At 72.4% G+C, this 24,643-nt stretch carries 18 protein-coding genes; 6 read left to right on the top strand and 12 right to left on the bottom strand.

Annotated features, from left to right (window positions below):
* Positions 1-66 precede the first annotated feature (66 nt).
* The 3 genes from ACWGIF_RS13570 to ACWGIF_RS13560 all read right to left on the bottom strand — a co-directional run bounded on the left by ACWGIF_RS13570 (position 67) and on the right by ACWGIF_RS13560 (position 3,394).
* Positions 67-480 (bottom strand): PaaI family thioesterase, encoded by a 414-nt coding sequence (locus ACWGIF_RS13570; RefSeq protein ID WP_453495712.1) that lies wholly within the window; start codon positions 478-480, stop codon positions 67-69.
* Between the two features lie 61 nt (positions 481-541).
* On the bottom strand, positions 542-2,566 hold the full coding sequence (locus ACWGIF_RS13565) for an oxidoreductase (protein ID WP_453495709.1): 2,025 nt from the start codon (positions 2,564-2,566) through the stop codon (positions 542-544).
* A 135-nt stretch (positions 2,567-2,701) separates the two neighbouring features.
* The gene (locus ACWGIF_RS13560; protein ID WP_453495706.1) at positions 2,702-3,394 is read right to left on the bottom strand and encodes a DUF4328 domain-containing protein; all 693 of its coding nucleotides are present in this window, start codon (positions 3,392-3,394) and stop codon (positions 2,702-2,704) included.
* A 127-nt stretch (positions 3,395-3,521) separates the two neighbouring features.
* Between ACWGIF_RS13560 and ACWGIF_RS13555 the strand changes: the two genes are divergently transcribed.
* Entirely contained in the window at positions 3,522-4,952 is a 1,431-nt protein-coding gene (locus ACWGIF_RS13555) for an alpha/beta fold hydrolase (protein WP_453495703.1), read from the top strand.
* Between the two features lie 92 nt (positions 4,953-5,044).
* On the opposite strand, the gene ACWGIF_RS13550 is transcribed toward ACWGIF_RS13555, so the two are convergent.
* The 5 genes from ACWGIF_RS13550 to ACWGIF_RS13530 form a co-directional block, all read right to left on the bottom strand.
* Positions 5,045-8,068 carry an alpha-mannosidase gene (locus ACWGIF_RS13550; RefSeq protein WP_453495700.1) on the bottom strand — a complete coding sequence of 1,008 codons (3,024 nt, stop codon included), beginning with the start codon at positions 8,066-8,068 and terminating at the stop codon, positions 5,045-5,047.
* Positions 8,069-8,121: 53 nt separating this feature from the next.
* Complete coding sequence (locus ACWGIF_RS13545; RefSeq protein WP_453495697.1) at positions 8,122-9,030, bottom strand: carbohydrate ABC transporter permease; 909 nt, start codon at positions 9,028-9,030, stop codon at positions 8,122-8,124.
* Positions 9,027-9,920, bottom strand: coding sequence for a carbohydrate ABC transporter permease (locus tag ACWGIF_RS13540; protein ID WP_453495694.1), 894 nt, complete (start codon positions 9,918-9,920; stop codon positions 9,027-9,029). The genes ACWGIF_RS13545 and ACWGIF_RS13540 overlap by 4 nt, the downstream gene beginning before the upstream one ends.
* Before the next feature lie 74 nt (positions 9,921-9,994).
* Entirely contained in the window at positions 9,995-11,329 is a 1,335-nt protein-coding gene (locus tag ACWGIF_RS13535) for an ABC transporter substrate-binding protein (RefSeq protein WP_453495691.1), read from the bottom strand.
* Positions 11,330-11,767: 438 nt separating this feature from the next.
* Entirely contained in the window at positions 11,768-12,133 is a 366-nt protein-coding gene (locus ACWGIF_RS13530; RefSeq protein WP_453495688.1) for a hypothetical protein, read from the bottom strand.
* A gap of 190 nt (positions 12,134-12,323) precedes the next feature.
* On the opposite strand from ACWGIF_RS13530, the gene ACWGIF_RS13525 reads away from it, so the two are divergent.
* On the top strand, positions 12,324-12,797 hold the full coding sequence (locus ACWGIF_RS13525; RefSeq protein ID WP_453495685.1) for a universal stress protein: 474 nt from the start codon (positions 12,324-12,326) through the stop codon (positions 12,795-12,797).
* Positions 12,798-12,841: 44 nt separating this feature from the next.
* Here the strand turns inward: ACWGIF_RS13525 and ACWGIF_RS13520 are convergent, their stop codons facing one another.
* On the bottom strand, positions 12,842-13,783 hold the full coding sequence (locus tag ACWGIF_RS13520; RefSeq protein ID WP_453495682.1) for a serine/threonine dehydratase: 942 nt from the start codon (positions 13,781-13,783) through the stop codon (positions 12,842-12,844).
* 14 nt (positions 13,784-13,797) lie between these two features.
* Complete coding sequence (locus ACWGIF_RS13515) at positions 13,798-14,484, bottom strand: TetR/AcrR family transcriptional regulator C-terminal domain-containing protein (RefSeq protein ID WP_453495679.1); 687 nt, start codon at positions 14,482-14,484, stop codon at positions 13,798-13,800.
* Positions 14,485-14,676: 192 nt separating this feature from the next.
* Between ACWGIF_RS13515 and ACWGIF_RS13510 the strand changes: the two genes are divergently transcribed.
* The 4 genes from ACWGIF_RS13510 to ACWGIF_RS13495 all read left to right on the top strand — a co-directional run bounded on the left by ACWGIF_RS13510 (position 14,677) and on the right by ACWGIF_RS13495 (position 22,037).
* Positions 14,677-16,353, top strand: a complete 1,677-nt coding sequence (locus ACWGIF_RS13510; protein WP_453495677.1) for a ricin-type beta-trefoil lectin domain protein — start codon at positions 14,677-14,679, stop codon at positions 16,351-16,353.
* A 28-nt stretch (positions 16,354-16,381) separates the two neighbouring features.
* On the top strand, positions 16,382-18,784 hold the full coding sequence (locus ACWGIF_RS13505; RefSeq protein ID WP_453495674.1) for an alpha-N-acetylglucosaminidase: 2,403 nt from the start codon (positions 16,382-16,384) through the stop codon (positions 18,782-18,784).
* A 211-nt stretch (positions 18,785-18,995) separates the two neighbouring features.
* Positions 18,996-20,579, top strand: coding sequence for a molybdopterin-dependent oxidoreductase (locus tag ACWGIF_RS13500; protein WP_453495731.1), 1,584 nt, complete (start codon positions 18,996-18,998; stop codon positions 20,577-20,579).
* Between the two features lie 279 nt (positions 20,580-20,858).
* Positions 20,859-22,037 (top strand): serine hydrolase domain-containing protein, encoded by a 1,179-nt coding sequence (locus ACWGIF_RS13495; RefSeq protein ID WP_453495671.1) that lies wholly within the window; start codon positions 20,859-20,861, stop codon positions 22,035-22,037.
* Between the two features lie 43 nt (positions 22,038-22,080).
* Here ACWGIF_RS13495 and ACWGIF_RS13490 read toward each other — a convergent pair whose 3' ends face one another.
* On the bottom strand, positions 22,081-23,361 hold the full coding sequence (locus tag ACWGIF_RS13490) for a putative Ig domain-containing protein (RefSeq protein WP_453495668.1): 1,281 nt from the start codon (positions 23,359-23,361) through the stop codon (positions 22,081-22,083).
* A gap of 89 nt (positions 23,362-23,450) precedes the next feature.
* Entirely contained in the window at positions 23,451-24,344 is an 894-nt protein-coding gene (locus ACWGIF_RS13485; RefSeq protein WP_453495665.1) for a LysR family transcriptional regulator, read from the bottom strand.
* Positions 24,345-24,643: the final 299 nt, after the last annotated feature.

Genomic DNA, 24,643 nt, shown 5'->3' with positions numbered 1-24,643 from the left:
GTGCCGGACGGCGCCCGAGGTGATCGACGGTCCTCGCCGGGGCGTGCGCCGTGGCCGGTGAGCGGGCTATCCGAGGAGGGCGTAGACCGTGGAGGCCGTGGCGGCCGGTTCGTCGGCGCCCTCGGGGGTCAGGGTGATGTCCGCGAAGGCCATCCGCTTGCCGAGCTTGGTGACGCGTACGTGGATCAGCACATCGGCGCCGACCACCGGTCGCTGGAAGCTCGTCGACTGCTGGACGGTGGTCATCGGGCCGTACGCGCCGCGGGCGGCGGAGATCGCGATGACGGTGGCGGTGTCGGAGGCCGCCATCATGGCCTGCCCGGAGAGGCCGCCGCCGTCCCGGGCCAGGTCCTCGGACCAGGGCAGCCTCAGTACGGCGTGCCGCTCGCCCGTCTCCTGGACGGTCAGTCCGAGCGCGAGCACCCAGGGGGCGAAGTTGTCGGCGAGGATCTTGTCTGCGTCTGCGGGTGAGAACGTCACCGGGAGATTGTGGCGGCCCGGCCGGGCCGCCACAATCCCTTTCGTTCGGACGCTTCAGGTGCTACAGGCTTGCGGCCAGTTCGGTGCCCTGGCGGATGGCCCGCTTGGCGTCGAGCTCGGCCGCCACGTCGGCGCCGCCGATCAGGTGCGCCTCGACGCCGGCCGCGCGCAGGGCCTCGTAGAGGTCGCGGCGCGGCTCCTGGCCGGTGCACAGGACGACCGTGTCGGCCGGTACGAGCCGCTGCTCGCCGTCGACGGTGATGTGCAGGCCGTCGTCGTCGATGCGGTCGTACGTGGCGCCGGCGACGGAGACGACCCCACGGTGCTTGAGCTCCGCGCGGTGGATCCAGCCGGTGGTGGTGCCGAGGCCGGCGCCGACCTTGGTGGCCTTGCGCTGGAGCAGGTGGACCTGGCGCGGCGGCGCGGGGCGCTCGGGCGCGGTGAGCCCGCCGGGTCCGGTGTACGCGGTGTCCACGCCCCAGTGGCGGAAGTAGACGGCCGGGTCCTGGGAGGCGCCCTCGCCGCTGTCGGTCAGGAACTCGGCGACGTCGAAGCCGATGCCGCCGGCCCCGACGACGGCGACGCGCTCGCCGACGGGAGCACCGTCGCGCAGCACGTCGAGGTAGTTCACCACGTTGGCGTGGTCCACGCCCTCGATGTCGGGGGTGCGGGGGGTGACGCCGGTGGCGACGACGACCTCGTCGAAGCCCTGGAGAGTCTCCACGTCGGCGCGGGTGTTCAGCCGGACGTCGATGGCGTGGGAGGCGAGCTGGGTGCCGAAGTAGCGGATCGTCTCCTCGAACTCCTCCTTGCCGGGGATGCGGCGGGCGACGTCGAGCTGGCCGCCGATGTGACCGGAGGCCTCGAAGAGGGTGACGGCGTGGCCGCGGCCGGCGGCGGAGACCGCGCAGGCGAGGCCGGCCGGGCCGGCGCCGACGACGGCCACGCTCTTCTTCGTCCGCGTGGGCGACAGGACGAGTTCGGTCTCGTGACAGGCGCGCGGGTTGACCAGGCAGCTGGTGATCTTGCCGCTGAAGGTGTGGTCGAGGCAGGCCTGGTTGCAGCCGATGCAGGTGTTGATGGTCTCGGAGCGGCCGGCCGCGGCCTTGGCGACGAAGTCGGCGTCGGCGAGGAAGGGGCGGGCCAGGGAGACCAGGTCGGCGCGGCCGTCGGCGAGCAGCTCCTCGGCGATCTCCGGCGTGTTGATGCGGTTGCTGGTGACGAGCGGGACGCTCACCGCGCCCATCAGCCGCTTGGTGACCCAGGTGTAGGCGCCGCGCGGGACGGACGTGGCGATGGTGGGGATGCGGGCCTCGTGCCAGCCGATGCCGGTGTTGATGATGGTGGCCCCGGCCGCCTCGATCTCCTTGGCGAGGTGGACGACCTCGTCGAGGGTGGAGCCGCCGGGGATCAGGTCGAGCATGGAGAGCCGGTAGATGAGGATGAAGTCCTCGCCGACGGCCTTGCGGGTGCGGCGGACGATCTCGAGCGGGAAGCGGACCCGGTTCTCGTACGCGCCGCCCCAGCGGTCGGTGCGCTTGTTGGTCGCGGCGGCGATGAACTCGTTGATCAGGTAGCCCTCGGAGCCCATGATCTCGACGCCATCGTATCCGGCGAGCTTGGCGAGGCGGGCGGCCCGGACGAAGTCCTCGACGGTCCGCTCGACCTCGATGTCGCTGAGCTCGTTCGGCACGAAGGGGCTGATGGGCGCCTGGAGGGCGGTGGGGGCGACCAGGTCCTTGTGGTAGGCGTAGCGGCCGAAGTGGAGGATCTGCATCGCGATCTTCCCGCCCTCGGCGTGCACCGCCTCGGTGATCACCCGGTGCTCGGCGGCCTCGTCCTCGGTGGTGAGGCGCGAGCCGCCCTCGAAGGGGCGGCCGGCGTCGTTCGGGGCGATGCCGCCGGTGACGATCAGGCCGGCGCCACCGCGGGCGCGCTCGGCGTAGAAGGCGGCGAGGCGTTCGAAGCCTCGCTCGTGCTCTTCGAGGCCCGTGTGCATCGAGCCCATGATCACGCGGTTCGGCAGGGTGGTGAACCCGAGGTCCAGGGGGCTCAGAAGGTGCGGGTACCGGCTCTGGGAACTCATGGGGGGCGCCTCCTCGCGCGGGGGTGATGAACCTGTTCTAGCGAGGGGAGGCCCATTATGCAACTAGGTGCATAACCAGGCGGGCGGCCGCTGCCCGGGGATTCCGGGCTGCGGGCACGCCTTGTGTGGCGGAGTTCACGCCGCCGACTGCATCGCCGACAGTCGCCGTACGAAGAGGACGGCCAGTCCCGCAGCCACGGCGTAGAGCAGGTCCGAAGCCGCACCGACGAGCACGGCGTCGCGCAGCGCAGCGCCGGTCGTGGCGCTGTCGGCGACCTGGTTGGAGGCGAGGGACACCAGCATCGCCGCACCGAACGAACCGACCCAGGCGGTGACGGGAGCAGCGGAGACAGGTGCCGAGGCGGCGCCGGGCAGTCTCGACGCGCTGGCCGCCCAGACGTTCACGGCGATCATGTAGGGAAGGACGGTCCAGCCGACGAGCGGGATGAACCAGACCCCGATCGCCCAGCCGGTGCTCCGCCCGAACATCCCCCGGCCGAACATCCCCGGGGCGAACGCACCGGCGTTCACCCGGACCCGGTGGAACCAGACGACGAAGACCACCGCAGTGGCGGCCATGGCCAACAGGGCCAGGCTCAACGCCATCGAGTACAGGCGCCATGAAGGGTCCGGGTCCGCCACCCCGCCCTCCACGGCGGTGTCCATGACCAGGTACCTGTTCACCCCGGCGCCCAGGCTCAGCAGGCGGGTCGTGGCGCACAGGCCGAGCAGGACGGTCAGGGCGGTGGCCAGGCCCTTCGGCGAACGGAACGCTCGGCGCACCGGGGGCGCGCCGAGCGGAGGCAGTGAGCTGGTGCCGAAGGACATGACGCGGAACCCCCATGGATGGACGGTGACATGAAGAAGCCCGCCGACGGGGGCGGGCAGCCGGAAACCTACGCCACCGGTATGACCGCCGTCCACGCGGTTCCGTGCGCGCCGTAGGCTCGGCCGGATGGCAGAGCATCACACCCTCACCGTGCACGGCGTCGCGCTGGCGTACCGGACGGCCGGGCCCGAGAAGGGTGACCCGCTGGTCCTGCTCCCCGCGCTGGGCGGGACCGCCGACGACTGGACCGTCGTACAGGACGCGCTCGCGCGGGAGCGCCGGGTGTACGCACTCGACCTGCGCGGGCATGGCCGCAGCGGGCGGACGGCGGAGTACTCGCTGGAGCTGATGCGCGACGACGTGCTCGGCCTCCTGGACGCCCTGGGGCTCGACCGTGTGGACCTCGCCGGGCATTCGATGGGCGCGGTCGTGGCCCACCTGGTCGCGCAGTCCGCGCCGCACCGGGTGGTCCGGCTCGTCCTTGAGGACGTACCGGCCCCTCTTCCACGCGAGCCGGTCGCGCCGGTACGGCCCGAAGGCGACCTGGACTTCGACTGGGACGTGGTCCTCGCGGTCAGGCCTCAGCTGGACCGGCCCGATCCGGCCTGGCTGGAGGGACTCGGGCGGATCACCGCCCCGACCCTGGTGGTGGCGGGCGGCCCCACCAGCCACGTCCCGCAGGACGGCATCGCGGAGCTGGTCCGCCGGATCCCCGACGCCCGGATGACCACGATCCCGGTGGGCCACCTGGTCCACGCGGGCGCGCCGCGGGAGTTCGTGCGGGAGGTCGCGGCCTTCCTCGACGACGTACCCGACAGCGAGCTCGCCCGCCGCTGGCTGGCCGCATCCGAGATCACCCAGACCGGCGCGTCGACGTGGTGGGACGCCGACCCTCCTGCCGGACCGCTCACCACCACCGACGTCTGCGACCAGGTGGGCTGGACGGCGTTCGACGACGAGGACCTCGACCTCGCCGGCCAACTGCGCGTGGCACTGGGTCTGATGGACCTGCTCGGCTCCCACACCCTGGTGTCCGGTCAGGTCCACACGACCCACGTGGGGAGGCGCGGGCCGCTCCCCCACGACCTCCTGTGGGACGGCTACCGGCAGCGGCTCGAAGCCGTCCGGGAGTACGAGGCCTACACCAGCTCTCTGTGGCTCGACTGGTTCGAGGACTCCAGGACCTCCGCTCAGGCCTTCGCGGAGGTCCTCGGCAACGACCGGCACCTGCTCGTGCCCGGCGCATCCGAGCCGTTGCTGCGGCGGGCACGGCGGGTGCTGGAGTACTCGGGCCCCGCGGCGTGGGACGCGAAGGTGGAGACCTACCGGGCCGCGGCCCGGGTACCGGACCTGCACCACGCGGTGTTCCGGGCGGTCCTGCGCAGCTACCACGACCTGTACGGCGGCCTCGACCCCGTGCGGGCCCTCGCCCTGCTGGACGGGCTGGACCTCCCACCGGACACCGAGCACCTGGCTCCGCTGCGCCGCGTGCTCACGGACGGCCACTGCCACCACTACGCCTCTCCGCAGGCGTGGGACGCGGCCCTGGACCGGTGACCCGGCCCGGGCCGCGCTTGCCGCACCCCCGTGCTCGGGCACTCGGGCACTCGGGCACTCGGTAGCTCAGCCGGCCGCGCGCGCCCGGCAGCTCACGCGCGCCGCAGGCGGACGGTGACGATCTGGAACGGCCGCAGGGTCAGGGCGACCGTGCCGTCCGGGGCGGGGGTGCCCACCGCCGAGCCCTCCAGGGGGCGTTCGAGCAGGTCGCTCTCCACCGCAGCGGTGATCGGGAAGTCCGCCGCGAGCGTGGCCGTGGCACGGCCGCCGAAGGACTCGTAGAGGCGGACGATCACATCGCCACTGCGGTCTTCGGCCAGCTTGACCGCCTCGACCACGACCGCGTCCCCGTCGACGGCGAGCAGCGGGGCGACCGGGCCCGCGCCGGTCACGGTGCGCTCGGGCAGGTTCAGGGCGTGGCCCTCGCGGACCGCGTCCCCGATCCGGGCGCCGGGTGCGAGCGAGAACCGCAGAGTGTGGGCGCCCTGGTCGGTCTCCGGGTCGGGGTAGCGCGGGGCCCGCAGAAGGGAGAGCCGGACCGTGGTGGTCTGGCCGCCGTCGGCGCGAACGTCACGGGTCACGTCGTGCCCGTACGTGGAGTCGTTGAGCAGGGCGACGCCCCAGCCGGGTTCCTCCGCGTGGATCCAGCGGTGGGCACAGATCTCGAACTTCGCGGCCTCCCACGAGGTGTTGGTGTGAGTGGCCCGGTAGACGTGCCCGAACTGCGTCTCGGAGGCGGTCCGTTCGGCCTTCACGTCCAGCGGGAAGGCGGCCTTCAGGAACTTCTCCGTCTCGTGCCAGTCCACGTCCGTGACGATGTCCACCGTCCTGGCCCCGGCCCGCAGCGTGACCGCCTGGACGGCGGTGGAGGAGCCGAAGGAGCGGGTGACCCGGACGGTGGCGGCCGACGGCCCGCTCTCGGCGACCTCCAGGGCGTCCAGCTCCACCAGGTCCGTGACCTTGTTGCGGTAGAACGCGTCGACGTCCCAGGCATCCCACATGTTCGGGAAGTCGGGGTGGATCTGGAGCAGGTTCGCCGCGGCTCCCGGCGCGACCGTCTCGCGGCGCGCCTCCAGGTCGTAGACGGAGACGATCAGGCCGCGTCCGTCGATCTCCACGAGCAGCCGGCCGTTGGCCAGGACGTGTCCACCGCCGTGCCGCTCCTCCAGCGTGACCGGTTCCCCGGCCCCGGCCGGGCGGCCCGCGCCGCCGGCCGGGATGCCGCGCCGGGCGTGCGGGGCGCAGTTGAAGACGATGTCCTCGCCGCCCTCCCCCGCCAGAGCCCGCTGCGCGGCGAGGGTGATCCCCCGGAGCTCCTCGCAAACTGTCCGGTACGTTTCGCGCGCCTCGCGGTGCACCCACGCGATGGAGGAGCCGGGCAGGATGTCGTGGAACTGGTGCAGCAGCACCGTCTTCCAGATCCGTTCCAGGTCCCCGTACGGGTAGGCGTACCCCGGCACCTTCACGGCGGCGGTGGCGGCCCACAACTCCGCTTCGCGCAGGAGGGACTCGCTGCGCCGGTTGCCCTGCTTGGTCTTGGCCTGGGAGGTGTAGGTGCCGCGGTGCAGCTCCAGGTAGAGCTCGCCGGCCCAGACGGGTGCGTCGCCGTATTCGGCGTGGGCCTTCTCGAAGAAGGCGTCGGGCCGCTCGATCCGGACCTTCGGGGAGCCTTCCAGGTCCCGCTGGCGCCGGGCGCGGGCGAGGTGTTCGCGGGTGGGGCCGCCCCCGCCGTCGCCCCAGCCGAAGGGGACCAGTGAACGCGAACCACGGCCCTTCTCACGGTAGTTGCGGGTGGCGTGTGCCAGCTGGGCGCCGCCGAGGTCGGAGTTGTAGGTGTCGACCGGCGGGAAGTGCGTGAAGACGCGGGTGCCGTCGATGCCCTCCCACCAGAACGTGTGGTGCGGGAACCTGTTGATCTGGGACCAGGAGATCTTCTGGGTCAGGAACCAGGTGGAGCCGGAGAGCTTGACGATCTGCGGCATCGCGGCGGTGTAGCCGAAGGAATCGGGCAGCCACACGTTGTGGGTCTCGATGCCGAACTCGTCGAGGAAGAACTTCTTGCCGTAGAGGAACTGGCGGACCATCGCCTCGCCACCGACCATGTTGGTGTCGGACTCCACCCACATGCCACCGACCGGCACGAACTGCCCGTCCGCGATCTTCTTCTTGACACGCTCGAAGAGTTCGGGCCGGTAGGTCTTGATCCAGTCGAGCTGCTGCGCCTGCGACATCGCGAAGACGAACTCGGGGTGCTCGTCCATCAGACTGACCATGTTCGACGCGGTGCGCGAGACCTTGCGCACCGTCTCGCGCAGCGGCCACAGCCACGCGGAGTCGATGTGGGCGTGGCCGACCGCGCTGATCCGGTGCGCGGAGGCGTGGGCCGGCGCGGCCAGCACCCCGGCGAGGCAGGCGCGGGCGGCGGGCGCCGTGCCGGGCACGTCGCCGAGGTCCAGCGCGTCCAGCGCGCCGCCGATGGCGTGCAGGATCCCGTACCGGCGGGCGTCCCCGCCGTCGAGCTGCGTCATCAGGTCGTAGAGGACCTCGAGGTCCTGGACCAGCTCCCAGACCTCGGTCTCGAAGACCGTCAGGTCCATTCGGGCGAGCCGGTACAGGGGCTGGTCGCCGCTGGTCTGCCGGTCGCCCTCGTAGGTGACCGCGTGGTCGACCAGGACGGGGTTGGAGGCGCCCTCGACGTACCACTCGACGCGCTCGCCGCCCTCGGCCCGGTCGGCCACACGCACCCAGTCGTTGTACGGGTTGAGCGCCTTGATCTCGCTGCCGTCGGCCCGGTGGACCAGGCCCTCGCACTGGAAGCCGGGCATCATGCGGTCGAAGCCGAGGTCGAGGACGGCTTCCACCGTCCGGCCGGCCCAGTCGGCGGGGACCGTGCCGGTGACCCTGAACCAGGTCGTGCCCCAGGCCGGGCCCCACAGGTCGCCGACCGCGCAGGGCTCGTAGGCGGCCGCCAGCCCCTCGGCGACGGGAACGGGCTCGGCCGGAGCCTCCCAGCGCTCGACGGTCAGCGGGACCGGGCGGGAGTGGACGGCGGGCTTGATCCGCTCCTTCAGGACCCGGCGGAGGCGGTGCTCGGTGATGCTGCGGTCGTCGTGCATGACGGCTGCTCCCAGGGAGGGTGGTGGTCGGTACGGTCGCTGGACGGGCCGGCTCAGATCTTGACGGCTCCCTCGCCCACGCCCTTGAAGAAGAAACGCTGGAGGGCGAAGAAGAGGAGCATCATCGGGAGGAGCGCGGCCATCGCGCCGGCGGCGATGAGTCGCTGGTCGTTGACGGTGGTGGCGCCGGCCAGGGTCTTCAGGCCGAGCTGCAGGGTGTAGTGGTCGCTGTCGGTGAGCACCAGCAGGGGCCACAGGAAGTCGTCCCAGGCACCCATGAAGCTGGTGATGCAGACGACGGCGAGCGCGCCCTTGGCGGCGGGGAGGAAGACCCGGGTGAAGCGTGTCCATTCACCCGCCCCGTCCAGGACGGCGGCCTCCTCGACCTCCTTGGGCACGGCGAGGAACGCCGCCCGCATGATCATGATGTTGAGCACGGAGACCGCGCCCGGGAGCCAGACGCCGACGAGGGTGTCGACCAGGCCCATCTCGCGGACCGTCAGGAACATGGAGATCATCACGGACTCGAAGGGGAACATCAGGGTCGCCACCAGCACGGTGAAGACGGCCCTGCGGCCCTTCCAGGCGGCCCGGGACAGGGCGTATCCGCCCATCGCCGCGAAGAGCATGTTCGAGGTGATCGCGAGGAACGCGACGGTGAGGGTGTTGCCCATGTACTGCAGCAGCGGGAAGGATTCGGCGACCCGGACGTAGTTGTCGAGGGTGGGCTGCGTGGGCAGCACGCCGTCGTACACGTTCTCGGTGCGGCCGCGGATCGAGGTCAGGAACTGCCAGACGATCGGGCCCAGCATGACCACGAGCATGAGCATGAGCGTGGCGTACCGGGCGGCCAGAGCGATCCTCCGGCGCCGGCGCCCCCGTCCGGGGTCGCGGCCACGATCGGCGCCGGCGCCGCCGCGCCGGTGGGTCTCCTCGCTCCGCGGGGAGGACGCGGTGCTCACCTCTCGTCTCCCTTCGACAGACGGCGGCCCAGCAGGCTGAAGACCAGGGTGAGGAGGAACAGCAGGATGGAGACGGCGGAGGCGTAGCCGGTCTCGCCGGAGAATCCGAGGCCGACCTGCCGGATGAGGAAGGGCAGGGTGCGGGCGGCCCCGCCTGGGCCGCCGCTCTCGCCTCCGAGGATGTAGATCTCGGTGAACACGCGCAGCGCCGAAATCGCGGAGAGGGTCCCGACCAGCAGCATCATCGGCTTGACCTGCGGGACGGTGATGCTGAAGAAGCGGCGGACGGGGCCGGCGCCGTCGATCGCGGCCGCCTCGTAGAGGGACGCGGAGACGTTCCCGAGGGCCGCCAGGTAGAAGACCATGTAGTAGCCGAGGCCCTTCCACACGGTCACGATCATCGCGGAGACCAGCAGCATCGTGCTGTCCGTCAGGAAGGGGATCGGCTCGGAGACGACGTTCAGCCGCCGGAAGACGGTGTTGACGAGACCGTCGCTGCGCAGCACCCACTGCCAGATCAGCCCGACGACCACGGCGGAGGCGATCACCGGCGTGTAGAAGGCGGAGCGGAAGAAGCCGATGCCGGGGATCTTGGCCTGGACGAGCACCGCGAGGGCCAGCGGCAGGAGGACCAGGCACGGTACGACGACCACGAGGTACAGCACGCTGTTGCCGGTCGCGACCCAGAAGTCGGGGTCGGCGAAGGCCCGCCGGTAGTTGTCGAGGCCGACGAAGGTGCCGGCGCGCAAAATCCGGGCGTCGGTGAGGGAGAGGATGACGGTGTTGACGAACGGCCAGAGGCTGAAGAGCACCACCATCACCAGGCCGGGGGCGAGGAACAGGTAGGGGGTCCACCATGGGCGGTGCGGCAGCCCGGTCTCGGCCTCCATGGCCCGCCGCGCCGCTCTGCGGCGCCTCCTGTGTGCCGCGGGGCCGCCGACCGGCTTCCCGGCGCCGCCGCCGGTCACTTCCGGGCCGCGTCGGCGAGGAGCTTGTTCGCCGCTTCCTCGGCCTTCTTCACCGCCGTCCGGGCGTCCTGCTCACCCGTGACGGCCTTCTGCACCTCCCGTACGACGGCGTCGCCGACCTGGTTGGTCCACTGGACGGGGGTGTTGGCGTCGAGTGCGGCGGTCTTCAACTGGTCGGCGCCGATCGCCCGGGCGAGGGTCTCCGCGTCCTTTCCGTCGCCCCGGTCCGAGAAGAACGGGTCCGCGAGGCCCCGTGCGTGGGACGGGTAGATGGTGGCCTTCCTGGAGAACTCCACCTGGTTGGGGCCGTTGGTGACCCATCGGGCGAACTCGGCCGCCGCGTCGAGGTGCCGGGTGTCCTTCTTGATGCCGAGCGACTGGGCGTAGATGCCGATGTGGCCGAGCTTGCCGGTGACGGCTCCCGCGACCTGGGTCTGGGCGTAGACCTGCGGGGCGTTCTGCTTGATGTCCTTGACGAAGCCGGGGGAACCCGGACCGAACACGATCTTGCCGCCGCCGTAGAGCTGGTTGATGTCGTCGGACTTGAGGAGGGACTCCTTGGGCATGGCGCCCTTGGCGTACAGGTCCTTCATGCGCTCCACCCATGCGACCGCCTCGTCGGTGTCGAAGGTGAACCGGTCCTGCTTCTCGCTGAGGATCGGGATGCCCATCTTCTGCCAGTCGCCGGGCAGGCGTCCCTTGGGGTCGGCCATGAAGGCGAAGTACCGGCCGCCGGACCTGGCGGCGATCCGCTCGGCGTAGTCGAAGAACTGCTCGACACTGGTGGGCGGTGCGGCCGGGTCCAGGCCGGCCTTCTCGAAGAGATCTCTGTTGTACGTGAGGATCTCGGGGGTCACGTACCACGGGTACGCGTACACGCTGTCGCCCTTGCCGGGCAGTTTGAACTGCTCCCAGGCGCCCGGCACGTATGCCTCGGCCGACGCCCCGTCGAGCTTGGCGACGTCGGCGAGCATGCCGCGGTCGCCAAGGAGCTGGAAGGAGTCGGTGGAGAGGTTGACCACGTCCGGGAGGGCTCCCGCCTGGGCGTCGGCGACGAGCTTCTCGTTGTAGCCGTCGCCGGGAACGTCCTCCCACTTGACCTCGGCCTCGGGGTACTTCGCCTCGAAGGCGTCGATGACCCCCTGTACGTAGGCCGTGAACGTGGGCTTCAACTGCAGGGTCCGGAAGGTGATCCTCCCCGCCACCTCTCCCGTCCTCTCCGCCTCCTTCGCATCACCGGCGCCTGCGCTGAGGCCGCACGCGGCGGTCGAGAGGAGCGCGCCGGTCACCAGCGTGACCACAGCCAAACGCGTCGGGTTCGCACGAGTCATCGTCGCCGCCTTCGAAGAAGTCCGGCCGCATCGCCGGAGGCGGTGCCCACCGTCACTCGAAAGCAAGACCTCGTCAACGAGGCCGTGGGGGCTCCGCCGACCTGTGGCGCATAGGTGCCGAATGCCACGACGGGCGCGCGTGCCCCGTGAAAGGCCCGCCCGCTGTTCCGCTGAACTGGTCTGACGCGCTTGAGTGCAAAGGCCTTTGCGATCGGTATGGATGAGAGACCAAAGCTGGTCGGCCGTCACGGTTTGACTCTTTATCGCCGGTTGTCCAGGACCCGGCACTCATGCGCTTTACCCCGGCCACCACGCGGCCCCTTCAGGCATCCCCCGGCGGCGTCCGCGGAGGCGGACCGTGTCCGGCGCGATTGCGGCCGACCGGAGCCCGGATCAGGCCGGGCAGGCTGGGGGCCGGCTGGGGCCGGGAGCGAGGGTCTACTGCATGGGGTACTCGGTCTTCTCCGCGAGCTTGCCGTCCTTGAAGCAGAAGCGGAGCACCGTCTCCTTGCCGTTCCTGGTCTCGCCGCTGGACAGGTACCAGGCGCAGGCACTGCCCTCAAGCTCGGCCGGTCCGCCCTCCTTGAGGGCGCTCTTGACGAAGCTCTCGCCCGACGGGAGCTTGCCGCGGACCTCGTTCTCCGGGTCGCCGGTCTTCACGGCCTCGTAGACCGCAGGATCGACGAGTGTCTTGTCGGCCATGTCGAGGACCTTGCCCATGCCGAAGACCACGGCGACGACGATGCCCACGCCCAGCACCAGCGCCACCCCGCACCCGATCAGACAACCCTTGCGCTGCGCCACGCCCGTTCCTCCATGTCGCTCCGTGTCCGGCGGCCGTCGCCTGGACACTCACACCCTCGCAAGGGGCGCAGGTCGCGGGCTGTCCTCGAAAGTCGTCGGCCGTCGCAACGATCGTCGTTCGAGGTCGGGCCCCCGGGTCCGTGTATACAGGGAGGAGATCGACTATTCGGGCGAAGTGAGAGGAACCCCCGTGAGTGAGCACCCCATCGAGCCTCTGATCGTCGTCGGCGTGGACGGTTCGAAGCATTCCAGGGAGGCCGTGCGCTGGGCGGTCGCGCAGGCCGCGCTCATCGACGGCCGCGTGCACGCCGTCATGGCCTGGGACTGGCACAGCAGTCCGTTCGCCCTCGGTTCGACGGGCGCCGAGACCGCCGACGCCGGGGCGGTGACGGCCGAGGAGGCGGCCCGGCGGAAGCTGGCGGACACCGTCGCCGCCGCCGTCGGCGCCTCGCCCGGCGTGCCGGTGTTCCGCCGCGTCGAGCAGGGGTCCCCCGCGCAGGTCCTGGTCGACGCCTCGAAGGAGGCGGATCTGACGGTGGTCGGCACGCGCGGGTACGGCGGCTTCAAGGGTGCGCTGCTGGGATCGGTGAGCCAGCAGGTGGTGCAGTACTCCGCAGGCACGGTCGTGGTCGTCCGCGAGGGCGAGGACGAGGACGACGACTGACGACTGACGACTGACGGCGGGACGGCCTGCCGGGCGCTTCGGGCTCAGGCCCCGGGGGCCACCAGGTCCCGGGGGTCCGTGTTGGCCCCGCAGAGGATGACGGCGACCCGCTCGCCCAGCGGCTGCGGCATGCTGCGCAGCGCCGCCGACGCGGTGGCCGCGCCGGCCTCGACCACGATCCGGTGCTCCTCCCAGAGAGCGCGCCGGGCGGCCGTGATCTCCGCGTCGGACACGAGGACCGACGACACGTTCTTCTCCTGGGCGGCGGCCAGTGCGTCCGCCGAGACCCGGGTGGCCCCCAGGGAGTCGGCGGCCACGGAGTCCACGGCCACGTCCACGATCCGGCCCGCCGCCAGGGCGGCGTTCAGGGCCCGGCAGTTCTCCGGCTCGACCGCGACCACGTGGACACCGTGTGCGCGCGCGGCGGTGGCGACCCCGGCGAACAGTCCGCCGCCGCCGACCGCGACGACCACGGTGTCCAGCCCGGGCAGCGCGCCCCGGATCTCGTCGAACAGCGTCCCGGCCCCCGCCGCGATGAGCGGGTGGTCGTAGGCGTGGCTGCCGAGGGCTCCGCTCTCGGCGGCGAACTCCTCGCAGGCGGCCAGTGCGTCGGCGTACCGGTCGCCGACGAGCCGTACGTCGGCGCCGTATCCGCGCAGTCGTTCCACCTTCACGTGCGGGGCGTTGGCGGGCAGGAACACGGTCGCGGGCACGGACAGCGCGCGGGCCGCCCAGGCACAGGCGAGTCCGGCGTTGCCGCCGGAGGCGATGGTGACGCCGGCGTCCGGCAGGGAGCCGGCCTCGTGGTGGGCGGCGAGGAAGTTGCGGGCGCCGCGCGCCTTGAAGGTGCCGGTGTGCTGGAGGTACTCCAGTGCGTACCAGACCCCGTCGGCAGCGGGCGCCACCGCGACGGGCCGCGTCCCGCCGGCGATGCGGGCGGCCGCGGCGCGTACGGCCGCGTAGTCGAGCTGCTGTGCCGGTTCCATGGTCGGTCTCCGCATCAGGTGGTGTGCCGGGTGGGCGGGGCGGGTCGGGCGGGCGGTGCGGGCAGGGCGGACCGGGCCGCCTCGATCAGCTGGCGCAGGGCGCCGTAGAACACCTCGTGGTCCGTCAGGGCGGGCAGTACGTCGGGCAGTGCGGCGGAGAGCACGGGGAAGTCCTGCGGATCCAGCGCGGCGAGGGCCGCCCGCGAGGCGGCGGTGACCCCGGCCGGATCCCGGTGGTCCACGAAGGCCGCGCTGCCCAGGGTGAGCAGGTACATACGGCGGTAGACGGTCATCGCCTCGGCGGCGGTCATCCCCGCGGCCATGCTGTCGGCGAGGGCGGGCTCAACGAGCCGGGCGAGCAGCTGCCGGCCGAGCCAGGGCCGGCCGCCGCGCAGCACCAGCAGGCCGGGGTGGGCGGTCAGCAGCAGGTACAGCGCGCGGAAGCGCTGCTCGGTGGCCTGCGCCCAGTCCGTGCCGGCGGGGATCTCGGGAAGCTGCGCGGCCAGGTGCTCGGTACACAGGTCGAGCAGCCCGGCGAGGTCGGCGCAGCGGCGCTGCACGGTGGCGTGGGAGACGTCGAGCCGGTCGGCGAGGGTACGGAAGCTCAGGCGCTCCGGCCCTTCCTCGTCGAGGATCCGCAGGGCGGCGGCCGCGATGGCCTCAGGCGTCGCGCGGTCGAGGGCCATTGATCTTCTCGGCATGCGATACACCGTAACATACGGCGTATTGCGGGGCGTATGTTACGCCGTATCACCACGTACGTGTGACAGCGATTGCAGCCATATTGCTGGTCATTGGCCGACAACCAGCGACTTTTGTTGACAGTGGGTAATCGCATCGCTGCACTGGGCGCACGACTGCCCCCACGTCAAGGAGACTCCGTGCCGCCTCGCATGCGTGCAACGCTCCCCTGCCTGACCGCGGCCGCCCTGTTCACCCTCGCGCTCTCCCCCGCCCCGGTGGCGGCCGAGCCCAGGGCGACCTCGGACACCCCGCTCGCGCTCACCCCTCCCATGGGCTGGAACAACTGGGCGCACTACATGTGCGACATCGACGAGGCCAAGGTCGTCGCCAACGCCGACGCGCTCGTGTCGACCGGGCTCGCCGCCAAGGGCTACGACACGGTGACCGTCGACGACTGCTGGATGACCAAGAGCCGGGACGCGGACGGCAGTCTGGTCGTCGACACGGAGAAGTTCCCGCACGGCATGGCCTGGCTCGGCGACTATCTGCACGCCAAGGGACTGAAGTTCGGCATCTACCAGGACGCCGGCTCCCTCACCTGCGAGAAGTACCCCGGCAGCGGCGCCCCCCAGGGCGGTGGCGCGGACCACTACGCTCAGGACGCCCGGCAGTTCGCCTCCTGGAACGTCGACTACGTCAAAATGGACGGCTGCAACCTCTGGGTGCCGGAGGGCAAGACCAAGGAACAGGCCTACCGGGACGCCTACAACGCCGTCGCGCAGGCCATGCGGGAGAGCGGCCGCGACATGGTCCTGTCGGCCTCCGCGCCCGCCTATTTCCAGCAGGGCGAGTGGGGCGGCTCCGACTGGCACAGGGTCCTCGGCTGGGTCGGCGAGACCGGCCAGCTGTGGCGCGAGGGCAAGGACATCAAGGTCTACAACCCCACCACGCCGGCCACCTCGCGGTGGAGCTCGGTCCTGGGCAATTACGGTTACAACCGCTGGCTCGGCCGGTACGCGGGCCCCGGCAACTGGAACGACCCCGACTTCCTGATCGCGGGCGCCCCCGGACTCACGGCGGCGGAGAGCCGCAGCCAGGTCGCCCTCTGGGCCATGATGGCGTCCCCCTTCATCCTGTCCTCGGAGGTCTCGAAGCTGACCTCCGAGGGGCTCGCGGCCCTCGGCAACACCCGGATGATCGAGCTGGACCAGGACCCGATGGGCCGTCAGGGGGCCGTGGTCTCCTCCAACGCCACCTTCGAGATCCTGGTCCGGCCGCTCGCCGACGGCGACCGCGCCGTGGCCGTGCTCAACCGCTCGGCCGGCACCCGCGACATCAGCGTGCCGCTCGACGAGCTGGGGCTGTCCGACTGCACGGCCGACGCGCAGGACCTGTGGAGCGGGACGCGCCGTACGGTCTCCGACCGGCTGACCGGGAAGGTGGCCGGGCACGACACCGGGGTCTGGCGGCTCAGCACGCGCGGCTGCGCCGAGGCCGTGCCCACCGGGCAGATCGTCGGTGACGGCGCCAGGTGCGCCGACGGGGCCAACACCTCGGGCGTCGGCGCCGTCGTACTGGCCCCCTGCACCGGCGCCCCCGACCAGCGGTGGGTCCTGGGCGAGGACGGGAGCGTGCGGCTGGCCGGCGAGTGCCTGTCGGCGGGCGAGGACGGCCTCGTGGAGCTGGCCGACTGCGGGCCCCGGCCGGAGCGGCAGCCCGGCCAGAGCTGGACACCCCGGCGCGACGGCGCCCTAGTGGAGGAGACCGGCGGGCTGTGCCTGACGGCCCCCGCCGCGGCCGCCACCCCGGACGCCCCGGCCGGGCGGCTGCGGCTGGCCCCCTGCGGCGACCACCGGGTCGACCAGGCCTGGGCCCTGCCGGTCTGACGGCCCGGCGAAACGGATGAGGAACCCGATGCGACGAAGCGGGCGCCCCCTGCCCGTCACCCGCCCGGCCGCCCGCGCCGCTCTTCCCGCGGCGCTGCTGGCCCTGGTCTGCGCGGGGCCGCCCGCGCGTGCCGACGTACGGACGGATGTACGGACGGATGTACGCACGGGCGGGAGGCCGGACCTGCGGCCGGACGGGCGGGCCGCGGTCCGGGCGGACGCACGCGCCGGTTCGTACGCGAGCACCGGGCACGCGGGCGCCGGGCACGCGGGCGCCGGCCACCCGAGTGCTGCGTACGCGTCCGCGGCCGCGCCTCGGGCCCGCACCTTCGACACCGCCCCCGCGCGGGCAGCCTTGGAGCGGCTGCTCCCGCGACACTCGGGGCAGTTCACCCTGGTCCCCGACCCGGGCGCCGGCGCCGACACCTTCACCGTGTCCGGGACGTCCGGCGCGATCACCGTGCGCGCCGGCACCGGCGCCACCCTGCTCACGGGTGTCGGCTGGTACCTCCAGCACGTCGCCGGGGCCGACATCGGCTGGCCCGGCGACAGCATCGGCATGCTGCCCGCCCGGCTGCCGGCCGTCCCCGCCCCGGTCACCCGCAGCGCGCAGGTCCCGCACCGGTACGCACTCAACGACACCGACGACGGGTACTCCGGCCCGTACCGCTCGTTCGAGGAGCACCAGCGGCAGATCGACCTGCTCGCCCTGCACGGCGTGAACGAGGTGTTCGTGCAGGTGGGGGCGGAGTACCCGTACTACCGGGCGCTCCAGCGCTTCGGCTACTCCGCCGAGGAGCTGCGGCAGTGGATCCCGGGGCCCGGCCACCAGAGCTGGTGGCTGCTGCAGAACCTGAGCGGCTTCGGCGGCCCGGTCTCCGAGCGGCTGCTGCGGGAGCGCGCCGAGCTGGGCGGGCGGATCGCCGAGCAGCTGCGCGGGCTCGGCATGACCCCGGTGCTGCCCGGCTACTTCGGCACCGTGCCGCCCGGGTTCGCCGCGCGCAACCCGGGGTCCACCACGGTGGCGCAGGGCGACTGGGCGGGCTTCGACCGCCCGGACTGGCTGGACCCCGCCTCGCCGGCGTTCGGAAAGCTGGCGGGCGCGTACTACGCCGAGCAGCGCGCGGTGTTCGGGGACAGCACGATGTACCGGATGAGCCCGCTGCACGAGGGCGGCCAAACCGGCTCCGTCGACGTCGCCGCCGCGGCGGGCGCCATCCAGGACGCGCTGCACGCCGCCCACCCGGGTGCGCTGTGGGCGGTGCTGGGCTGGCAGGACGACCCGACCGCCGAGCTGCTGGCCGGGGTGGACACGTCGAAGCTGCTCATTCTGGACGGGCTCTCCGACCGGTACAACCGCCTGGACCGCGAAACCCGTTGGGGCGGCGCGCCCTACGCGATGGGCACCATCTACAACTTCGGCGGGCACACCACGATCGGCGCGAACACCTCCGTGTGGATCGAGCGGTTCGGGCCCTGGCGCGCGAAGAGCAACAGCGCGCTCACCGGGATCGCCTACCTGCCGGAGGCCACCGGGACCAACCCGGCGGCCTTCGACCTCTTCACCGACCTGGCCTGGGAGCCGGGCGCGATCGACCAGCGGAAGTGGTTCGCCGACTTCGCGGCCCGCCGCTACGGCCGCCCCGACGCCGAGGCCGCCGCGGCCTGGGAGGAGCTCCGCAAGGGGCCGTACAGCACCTCCTCCGGGCTGTGGTCGGAGTCGCAGGACAGCCTGTTCACCGCCCGGCCGAGCCTGACCGCGGCCGGGTCCGCCTACTGGAGCCCGAAATCCCTGCGCTACCCGGCCGCCTCGGTGCGCCGGGCCCTGGATCACCTGCTCAAGGTGGATCCGCGACTGCGCGGCTCCAGCGCCTACCGCTTCGACCTGGTGGACACCGCCCGGCAGGCCCTCGCCAACCACTCCCGGGTACTGCTCCCGAAGATCAAGGCGGCCTACGAGGCCAAGGACCTGACCCGGTTCCGGGCCCTGACGGCCGAATGGCGGGAATCGATGGGGAGGCTGGAGGCGGTGACGGGCTCCGACCCGAACTTCCTCCTCGGCACCTGGCTCACCGGGGCCCGCTCCTGGGGCACCGACCGGGCCGAGCAGGACCGCTACGAGTACGACGCCCGCTCGCTCCTCAGCGTGTGGGGCCGCCGCGGCACCAGCGAGGGCGGTTTCCTGCACGACTACGCAAACCGCGAATGGAACGGCCTGATCTCGGAGTTGTACGCCCGGCGGTGGGCGGCCTACTTCGCGTCGCTGGACGAGGCGCTGGTCGGGAGGACCACGCCGCGCGCGATCGACTGGCACGCCTTCGAGGAGGAGTGGGCGGGGCGGACCACCCGGCATCCGGACCGGCCGAGCGGTGACCCGTACCGCCTGGCCGCGGCGATCTCGGCGGCCCTGCCGGCGGCCGGCGCCGGCTGACCCGCGCCACCGGCTGCGGTGACGATCGCCCGGACGGCGGTCGTCACCCTCCGGGAAGGTCCGGCGCCCGCGCGCCGTACACCGTGCTCCGCAGGCTCCCGTGTGACGGCCGGCGACGACACTCCCCCCGTGGCAACGGCGCGGGCCCCCGGGGCCGGGGCACACTGGCCGTGTGAAGGCAGACCCGAGCCGCTCCGGGCGGCCGCGGCGCGTGCCGGGCGCGTGGGCCGCGGTCAGCGGACTCACCGCCGCGGTCGCCGGGCTGGCGGTGGCGGAGCTGACCGCTGCGGCCGTCCGGCCCGAGGCCGCCCCGGTCACCGCCGTCGGCGCGGCACTGGTCGACCTGACGCCGGTGGCTGTCAGGGAAGGGGCCATCCGGCTGTTCGGCACGAGCAACAAGCTGGTGCTGACGCTCGGCATCGTCGTCGTCCTGACCCTGATCGCCGTCGGAACGGGGCTGCTCGCCGTACGCCGCCTTCCCGCCGGGATCGCGGTCGCGGGCGGTGTCGGGGTGCTGGGGGCGGTGGCCGCGCTCAGCCGTCCCGAGGCTTCCTGGCAGGACGCGCTGCCGTCGTCGGTGGGCGCGCTGACCGCGGCTGGAGTGCTGTTCCTGCTGGTCACGGCGGCGAGGAAAGTCCCACCCCCGGACTCCGTGAGGGGTTCCCCCCGGACGCAGTCCGGGGGAGGTACCCGGGCGATGGACCGGCGCGGCTTCGGCCGGCTGGTCGCCGCCGTCGTGGCGGCGTCGGCCGCGGCGGGCTGGGGCGGGCGCCGCCTGGGCGCCCACGGTTCGGCAGACGCCACCGCCTCCCGGGCCCGCTTCGTCCTGCCCCGGCCCGCCGTGCCCGCGCCGCCGGTGCCCGCCGGCGCGGACCTGCGGGTGCCGGGGGCCGCCCCCTTCCTCACCCCCAACCGGGACTTCTACCGCGTGGACACCGCCCTGGTCGTTCCGCGCGTGGACGCGGACACCTGGCGGCTGCGCATCCACGGGGAGGGGGTCACGCGCCCCCTCACACTCGATCTGCGGGAGCTGCTCGCCCGCCCCCTGGTCGAGCACGACATCACCCTCACCTGTGTGTCCAACCAGGTCGGGGGCCCGTACGCGGGCAACGCCCGCTGGCTCGGCGCACGCCTCGGGGACCTGCTCCGCGAGGCGGGGGTGCGGCCGCCGTCCGAGGGCGGCCCGGCCGACCAGCTGGTGGCGCGTTCGGTGGACGGCATGACGCTGGGCACGCCCGTCGAGGCGGTCATGGACGGCCGGGCGGCGCTGCTGGCCGTCGGCATGAACGGCGAGCCGTTGCCCTTCGCGCACGGGTTTCCCGTCCGGATGGTCGTACCGGGGCTGTACGGGTACGTCTCCGCCTGCAAATGGCTGAGCGAGCTGCGGCTGACCACCTTCGCCGCGTACGACGCCTACTGGGTGCAGAGGTCCTGGGCCGAGCAGGCCCCGGTCAAGACGCAGTCCCGGATCGACACCCCGCGCCCCTACGCCGATCTGACGCCGGGCCCGGTGCCGGTCGCCGGGGTGGCGTGGGCGCAGCACCGCGGGATCGAGCGGGTGGAGGTACGGGTGGACGGCGGCCCCTGGCGGGAGGCGCGGCTCGCGGCCGCGGACGGCGTCGACACCTGGCGGCAGTGGGTGTGGCCGTGGGAGGCGCCGGCCGGGCGGCACACGCTGGAGGTCCGCGCGACGGACGGCACGGGCGCCGTCCAAACAGGGGTCCGCACCGGGACCGTGCCCGACGGGGCGACCGGGTGGCACGCGGTGGAGGTCCGCGTCCGGGCTCTGCGCTGAGCCGCCGCACCGCGGTTTTCGCGGGCGGCGGGGTCCGGGCCACGACGCTCGTGCGCCGGCCGGCTGCCACGACTGCCGGACCTGGATCGGGACGGCCCCGCACGCACTCGGCCGGCTGAGCACGCGCGTGGCACCGCCAAGCGCGGGCCGGGCCAGGTCGGCCTCACTCCCTGAGCGCTTCCGGAGCGCGGCGGGCGACACCCGCGGATAGCCTGCGTGACGAGGCCTGCGAACGCGAGGTGGGGGAATTCGGCCTTCGACCTGCAGGAAGGCACCACCGTGCGCACTTCCAAGACGACCGTCGCCCTCACCTGCCTGGGACTGCTCATGGGTGCTTCACTGGCGGCCGGCTGCACCCTGGGCCGGGCGGAGGGCGCTGCTCGGCAATGCCCGGCCGGCCAGGTGTCCCGCGGGGGCACGTGCATTCCGTCCGACACGGCGGAGTTCACCGAGCGGCAGGTTGCCGACGCGCTCAAGAAGTACAAGCTCACCGCGGCGATGGCCGAGGTGTGGGTCGACGGTGAACGGGTCTCGGCCGCCGCGGCGGGGGAAACGATGACCGGCTTCCCCGCGACGACGGACATGCGGTTTCGCATCGGTTCGGTCGCGATCCCCTATATGACGACCGCACTGCTCCAGCTGGTCGACGAGGGCAAGGTCACGCTCGACGACAAGCTCTCCCGCTGGCGCCCGGAGCTGCCGCACGCGGACGAGATCACACTGAAGATGCTGGCGTCCGCCTCCTCCGGGTACGCGGACTACGTCACGGACAAGACCTTCATCGCCGAGCTCTACAAGGACCCCTTCCGGCACTGGACCGGTGAGGAGCGCGTACAGATCGCGGTGTCCAAGCCCCTGGTGCGGCCACCGGGCTCGGGGTTCGCCTACTCGCACGCCAATTGGGTGCTCCTGGGCGACATCATCTCCCGGGTGAAGCAGAGGCCTCTGGGAGAGGTGATGCGCAAGGACATCCTCGAACCGCTGGGCCTGACCCACACCGCCATCTCGTCCAAGGCGGAGATCCCGGCGCCGGTGCTGCACGGCTTCGACAACGAGCGGGGCGTGTTCGAGGACGCCACCTACTGGAATCCGTCCTGGACGGTGGCGGAGGGGGCGGTGATGACCGGAACGCTGGAGGACATGGCGAAGTCCTTCGCGGCGATCGGCGAGGGAAGGCTGCTGACACCGGAGTCGCACGAGCTTCAGCTCTCCCCCGTCGTCAAGGTCAAGGGCACTGCCTGGTTCGCCCTGGGTCTGCCCGTGCAGAACACCTGGATCCTCCAGAACCCGTCCTTCGCCGGCTACGCGGGTACGGTCGCCTACCTGCCGTCCAGGAAGATCGCCATCGCGACGGTGGCGACCCAGGGCCTCGGCAGCACCCTCGCCAACGCCAGCTCGAACGTCCTGCAGTCGATCGCCGACCATGTGGCCCCGGAGCGGCCCCTGAGCCTGGGATGACGCGCAGCGGGGTTGGACAAGACCAGCCCGCCGGCCCGCGTGCTCAGAACCAGGTGAGGGTCAGCGCGAAGGTGGTCCCGGCACTGGCTCCGGTGGCGTCGGTCGCGGTGGCGGTGACCTGGACCGTGCCGCCGCCCCACGGCTTGCCGCTGATCCGCCCCGAGGTGCTGTCGAGGGTCAGGCCCCAGGGCAGGCCCGTGACGGCGTAGCGGACGGGTGGCTTCCCGCCGGTGGTGGTGAGCTGGATGGTGCAGGACTGGTTGAACGTGCACGTCTGCGGACCGGGGTGGGTGAACTTCAGGCCACCGGGGGTGGGGGTCGGAGTGGGCGTAGGTGTCGGGGTGGGTGTGGGAGTCGGGGTAGGCGTAGGCGTCGGGGTGGGCGTAGGCGTGGGAGTCGGCGTGGTGCCGCAGCCCGGGGTGGCCTCCGGCGGCAGCGGGACCCGCCAGATCTGCGTGTCGTTCTCCGACCCGACGAGCAGGCTCGTGCAGTCGGCATACGTCACCGTCTCGCCCTGCGACTGCGCCGGGAGGGCGACGTCCGCGAGCTTGACCCCGGCGACGTCGTACACGGAGGCCGTGTTGGCGCCCAGGGGTCCGCCGCTGCGCAGGGTGTACGAGGCGCCCGACGGCGAGAACGCACCGTCGGTGGCGAACACCGGGCCGGGCCGGACCGCAGTGAGGGTGTTGACCTGTCCGGTCGCGGGCGGCAGCGGGGCCTGGTACAGCTGTCCGGCGGCTCCGATGAGTTTGCTCGCGACGTAGAGCCGCCCGGTCACGGGATCGGCGAGCAGGGACTCGGCGTCGTGCCGGCCGTCGGCGTAGGCGAAGCGGTACGTCACCGGCGTGACGGTGGCGTTGGCGAGCTGATCGGGTTCGGCGAAGCCGTGCACGGTGATCTCCGCGCGTCCGCTGAAGTTGTCCCCTATGTCGCCGACCAGGATCGCGGGGCCGCCCGAGGCGTCCTTGCCGAGGGCCAGGCCCTCCCAGTCGGTGTTGCCGACGCCGGAGACGGTGAAGGCGGCCAGCAGACGGCCGGTGGCGCCGTTGCAGTCGACGGCGAAGACCTGGTTGGTGTTGCCGCTGTCGTTGACGGCGTAGAAGACGCCGGGGTGCTTGCGGCTCATGGCGAGGCCGCTGAGCTCGGCCAGACCGCCGGGCAGGGTGCACTTCTTCTCGGGCGCGAGGGCTTCGGCGGCCGCCGCCGCGGCGGACGGGGCCGGGGAGGCGGTGGCGCTGGTCATCCAGGCGACCGCGGGCAGGATCGTGGCGAGGGCCGCTGTGGCGAGGGCGGCGGCCCGTAGGGGTGTCGGGAGACGTGACATGCCCACCATGTGAGGGGACATCGGATGACGGCGCCAGACCCGGTCTCCTCCCGTTCGAGCATCGTTCAATGCCTCGGGGGCATGGCCGGTCAGCGCACCGGCTCCCGGACGGGCGCCTTGTGCCCGGCCTGCGCGATGAACGCGCGGGCCGGCCGGCTCAGCGGCCGCCGGGCGTGGGCGATGCCCACCGGGCGCAGCAGGGGCGGTGTGAAGGAGCGGATCTCGGCCCTGCTCCCGAACGCTCTCAACACCACGTCGCGGTACCAGATGAGGGAGCCGCGGCCGTCCGTCACGCCCGTCACCCAGGCGAGGCGTTCGTCGACCTCCAGGGTGGGGACGGGCCGCACTCCGAGACAGCTGAACATGGCCTCCATCTCGGTGCGCCGGCCGGTTCCGGGCGTGGGCAGCACCATCGGTAGTCCGTCGAGCATGCGCAGCGGCATCGGGTGGGGCAGAGGGGAGCCGAGCGGCGAGATCAGCACCACCTCGCGTTCCTGGATGTAGTGGCTGGAAAGCTCCTTGTCGACGGGCAGGTCGACCAGAGCCAACTCCGATCGTCCCTGGGTCAGTTCCTCGACGAGCGCCTCCCGGCTGTCGCGCTGCTGGAGCCGGACGTCGACGGTCGGGTGCCGCTCGGTGAAGGCCGCGATCAGGTCGGTGGCCAGGTCGAGGGCGAGGGTGGGTGTGGTGACGAGGGTCAGGGTGGCCCGGGCGTCGCTGCCGTGCGGCGTCCCGATGTCGTCGATGGCCTCCACCGCGTTGAGCACGGTGCGGGCCAGCCGGACGACCCGGGCCCCCTCCGGTGTGAGGTCCACCCCCCTTCCCCGGCGGGCCAGGAGCTCGACGCCCAGATCGCGCTCCATGGCCTGGACGGCCCGGGACAGGGCGGACTGGGCGACGAAGACCGAGGCGGCGGCGCCCGTGATGGACCGGCAGTCGGCGACGGCGACGAGATAGCGGAGCTGCGCGAGGGTGGGGGTCATGACCGGACGGTAACCGCGCGAGGCTGTACCTGTAAGGGCTCGTCGCGTGAACAACCGACCTGGTACGGCGCGGCGTTCATGCCCGGCCGGCGGCTAGGCATGCCGATGCGGCATGCCCGCGCGGAAGCCGTACGCCGGCCCGCGCTCCGGGGCCGGCCCACGCGAGTGGGAAAGCCGCAGGCCACCGGCAGGGCGTGGGCGTGCCATAGGTCCGGACGGGGGGTGTGCGGGGCCGTCCGCATGCACCGATGTCGCGAAATTCCGCACTCCGCATGGCTGTTGACAGTGCGCGGCGGCCC

Source organism: Streptomyces sp. NPDC054849 (assembly GCF_053610945.1).
The sequence above is the reverse complement of the archived record's forward strand: the minus strand, read 5'-3'. Positions and strand labels throughout refer to the sequence as shown.

Bases quoted from the DNA above. Each gene is read 5' to 3' on its own strand.
- ACWGIF_RS13565 (WP_453495709.1), bottom strand. From the start codon at position 2,566: ATGAGTTCCCAGAGCCGGTACCCGCACCTTCTGAGCCCCCTGGACCTC.
- ACWGIF_RS13560 (WP_453495706.1), bottom strand. From the start codon at position 3,394: ATGTCCTTCGGCACCAGCTCACTGCCTCCGCTCGGCGCGCCCCCGGTG.
- ACWGIF_RS13555 (WP_453495703.1), top strand. From the start codon at position 3,522: ATGGCAGAGCATCACACCCTCACCGTGCACGGCGTCGCGCTGGCGTAC.
- ACWGIF_RS13550 (WP_453495700.1), bottom strand. From the start codon at position 8,068: ATGCACGACGACCGCAGCATCACCGAGCACCGCCTCCGCCGGGTCCTG.
- ACWGIF_RS13540 (WP_453495694.1), bottom strand. From the start codon at position 9,920: ATGGAGGCCGAGACCGGGCTGCCGCACCGCCCATGGTGGACCCCCTAC.
- ACWGIF_RS13535 (WP_453495691.1), bottom strand. From the start codon at position 11,329: ATGACTCGTGCGAACCCGACGCGTTTGGCTGTGGTCACGCTGGTGACC.
- ACWGIF_RS13520 (WP_453495682.1), bottom strand. From the start codon at position 13,783: ATGGAACCGGCACAGCAGCTCGACTACGCGGCCGTACGCGCCGCGGCC.
- ACWGIF_RS13515 (WP_453495679.1), bottom strand. From the start codon at position 14,484: ATGCCGAGAAGATCAATGGCCCTCGACCGCGCGACGCCTGAGGCCATC.
- ACWGIF_RS13510 (WP_453495677.1), top strand. From the start codon at position 14,677: ATGCGTGCAACGCTCCCCTGCCTGACCGCGGCCGCCCTGTTCACCCTC.
- ACWGIF_RS13505 (WP_453495674.1), top strand. From the start codon at position 16,382: ATGCGACGAAGCGGGCGCCCCCTGCCCGTCACCCGCCCGGCCGCCCGC.
- ACWGIF_RS13490 (WP_453495668.1), bottom strand. From the start codon at position 23,361: ATGTCACGTCTCCCGACACCCCTACGGGCCGCCGCCCTCGCCACAGCG.
- ACWGIF_RS13485 (WP_453495665.1), bottom strand. From the start codon at position 24,344: ATGACCCCCACCCTCGCGCAGCTCCGCTATCTCGTCGCCGTCGCCGAC.